The sequence below is a fragment of the Corallococcus sp. CA047B genome, assembly GCF_003612065.1.
GTDB lineage: Bacteria > Myxococcota > Myxococcia > Myxococcales > Myxococcaceae > Corallococcus > Corallococcus praedator.
This window is the reverse complement of the sequence record NZ_RAWD01000535.1, coordinates 1-3,542: the sequence shown is the minus strand read 5'-3', so window position 1 is coordinate 3,542 and position 3,542 is coordinate 1. Positions and strand designations below refer to the sequence as shown.

The 3,542-nt window shown below is 73.9% G+C and carries 1 protein-coding gene; it reads right to left on the bottom strand.

Going from position 1 to position 3,542, the window contains the following annotated elements:
- Positions 1–83: 83 nt before the first annotated feature.
- On the bottom strand, positions 84–3,176 hold the full coding sequence (locus D7X74_RS40515; protein ID WP_233602465.1) for a tetratricopeptide repeat protein: 3,093 nt from the start codon (positions 3,174–3,176) through the stop codon (positions 84–86).
- Positions 3,177–3,542 lie beyond the last annotated feature (366 nt).

Sequence of the window (3,542 nt, the reverse complement as noted above, 5' to 3'; positions counted from 1 at the left end):
CCCGTCGTCCCCTCCACCGCCGGACGAGGGAGGGGGGCGACCCGGCTACCGGCAGGGGGCATCCGACGCGCGGTGGCGGGCCGTCAGCGCTCCACCGTCTTCGCGGAGGGGTCCGCATCCCTGGGCGTGGCCATCTCCGTCTTGAGGGTGCGCCGTGCGGCTGGCGGCAGTCGGGCGATCCACCGGTCCATCGCCTGACGCAATTCCGGGACGGAGGACTCCTCGTCGGGCAACGCGGCGACCTCCTGGCGGGCCTCGGCCGCGAGCCGCAGGGCCCGGGGATGCTCCTGTTTCGCTTCCCACAGTGCGCGCGCCAGCATGTACCTCGCGGCGGGGCGCTCCGCGGGCCGGGGACGCGCGCGCTCCCACCCCGTCACGGCCTTCTCCAACGGGGCCAGCGCCTCGCGCGGCCGTCCGAGCACCATGTACGTCCGCCCCAGGTCCACCAACGCCCCCGTCCAGCCCCCGTTCACGTCATCCGGCAGGGAGGTCTGGAGCGTGGCCGCGCGCAGGAAGTACGGCAGCGCCGCGTCCGGCTGGTTGCGGAAGCTCAGCGTCTGGCCCATGCCCCGGAGCACCAGCGCCAGCGTGGGATGATCCGCGCCCAGGCTGCGCTCCAGTTGCGTGAGCGCCGTGGCGAAGCGCTGCGTGGCCTCCTCCAGCCGCCCCATGTGCACCAGCAGCGTGCCGATGTTGTTGACGATGATGGCCACCGTGGAGCTGTCGCGTCCCTCGGCCTTCTCCGCGATGCCCAGCGCGCGCTCGTACAGGGGCAGCGCCTCCTCGCGCTTGCCCTGGTACTGCAGCGCCAGCGCCAGGCTGTTGAGCGCGTCCGCCACCTGCGGGTGGTCCTGTCCCAGCGAACGCTCCAACAGCGCCAGCGCGCCCCGCGCCAGCCGCTCCGACTGCACGAAGTCACCCTGCTGCCACCGGACACTGGCCTGCTCCAGACGGATGCGCGCCACGTCCGGATGCTCAGGGCCCAACGCGCCGCGCACGGTGCCGATCGCGCGCTCGTACAGGGACAGGGCCTCCTCCGCGCGCCCCTGCGAGCGGCGCACCGTGCCCAGCTCCACGCGCACGTCCGCGACCTCCAGCGCCTCCGGCCCGAAGCGCTTCTCCAGGAAGGACAGCGCGCGCGTGAGCTGCTCGTGGGCCTCCGGATAGCGCCCCTGCCGCGACAACAGCCGGCCCAGGTTCGCCGCGAGCGCACCGCTCAGCTCACCGCTGCCGCCCAGCCGCTCCACCGCGGCGCTGGCGCGCTCTCCGGCCTGCTGCCCCTGCGCGTACCGGTCCAACCGTTCGCCCGTCACGCGCACCGCCAGGGTCCACGCCCTCGCGGCGGCCTCGTCGTTGCGGCCGGCCTCCGCGGCCCACGCGGCCTGGAGCACCGTCTGCTCCGCGCCCCGGTAGTCCCCTGCCCCGTCCTTCAGCTCCGCGAGCAGCAACAGCGCGTCCGCGGCGCCGGACCAGTCCCCAGCGGTGCGAGCCGCCTGGGCCACCGGCTCCACCCGCGCCACACCCTGTGAATAGCGGCCGGCGGCACGCAGCGCCCTCGCGTCCACGAGCGCCTGCAGCAGCGCGACGGTGCGCTCGCGCGCGGCGGCGTCGTCCGGCGTGGAGTGTCCCCGGGACGTCAGCGCCTCCACATCCGAACAGCCCGCCAGGGGCGCCAGTCCCTCCACCGCGCGCGGCGCGCGCTCCACGAGGTCCGGATCCGCCTGGGTGAACAACTGCGTGAGCGCGGCCACGTCCGCCAGCCGCGCGTCCAGGCAGCGCATGCGCAGCGCCATCACCGCCTCGCTCTGCTCACCCCGCACGCGGGTGGCCTCGCACGCCGCCGTGCGCGTCGTCACCCAGGCGGCGGTGTACGCGTCCAGCCCTCGGCGCACGTGGCGCAGGGCATCGTGCGCGAAGCGGCGCTCGGTGCCGATGAAGGCCTCCTCCACCGCGTGCTGGCGCGGAGCATCCCAGACGCCATCCAGCGCGCGCGAGGCCCCCTCGCAGCCCGTGGTGCGTCGTCCATGGAAGGCGCCCGTGATGGCCACCGCCGACAGCACCAGCAACGCCCCGACGCCCACGCGCAACCGCCGCGTCCGGCGCGCGGTGGGGTTGGACTCCAGCTCCGCGATGAGCGCCTCCATCGACGCGTGCCGGTCCTCGGGCCTCACCGACAGGCCCTTGAGCAGCACCCGGCGCAGCCACTGCGGCACACCCGAATGCCGGGGCACGTTCTTCACCCGTCCCGCGTGCACCGCCTGGGACAGTTCCTCCACCGTCGAACCCGCGAAGGGGCGCTCGCCATAGAGGCCCTCGTAGAGCGCGGCGCAGAAGCCGAACTGGTCGCTGCGCGCGTCGGTGCGCTCCTCGGGAGGGAACTGCTCCGGGGCCATGTACGCGGGCGTCCCGCCCTCCATGGCGCGGGGACGTGTGAAGCCTCCGGGCGTCACCTGCGGGGCCACCACGCCGGACATGATGCGCGACAGGCCGAAGTCCGTGACGCGCACGCGCTGGTCCTGCCCGACGAGGATGTTCTCCGGCTTCACGTCCCCATGCACGACGCCCACCGCGTGCGCCGCGGCGAGCCCCCGGCCCGCGGCGACGAAGATGTCCACCACCTGCCGCCACGGGTGCGGACCGTCCTGCTCCCACTTGCGCAGCGTGTGCGCGTCCACCAGCTCCATGGCCAGGAAGACCTGCCGGCCGAAGGTGCCCACGTCGAAGACGGAGACGACGTGCGGATGGGACACGCGGGCCATGGCCTGCGCCTCGCGCAGCACCTGGTTGCGACCGGCCTCCGCGCCCAGACCCAGCGCCTCCACCTGCAGGAGCTTGAGCGCGACGCGACGGTCCAGCTCCGGGTCATACGCCGCGTACACGACGCTCATCCCGCCGACGCCGAGCATCTCCAGGATGAGGTAGCGCCCCACCGCCGTACCCCGCGCGAGCGGCGGCGTGGGCAGGCGCATGCGCGGCTTCTTTCCACGCCACGGCTCCACGGCCAGGGTCGCCAGCTGACTGTCGAGCACGTCCTCCTCCGGCGCGGGAAGCGGCGCGGCGGGAGGCTGCACCTTCAGCGCCTCGGACACCATGCGACGGCAGGAGGGGCACGTGTCCAGGTGCTCGTCCACGACGGCGGCCCGCTCGGGCGGCAACGTCCCGAGCAGGAGGTCCATGAACGTGGGTTCGTCGAGGCAGGCGAGGGGCATGGAGGGCACGGGGGTAGAGGCAGCACACCAGGAGTCACGGCCTCCGTCGAGTCACCCCCCGGACTGTTTCCCACGTTCATGGGTTGCCTGCTCGCCAGGGGGTACGTCGGTTCGCGAACGCACGGGATGGCGCGGGTTGAGCCCCCGGGACCTTTCTGAAAGCGTCCGGACATGCGGCGCCTTCGACGTCTCGGATGGGCCGGGCTGCTCTCCCTGGCGCTGCACGCCGTCGTGCTGCTGCTCCTGTGGAAGGCCAGCCCCGCGCCGGCGTTGCGAGCCTCCCGCGTGCGCGAGCGGGTCGTCGAGGTGGAAATCCTCCCCCCGCGCCCCGCC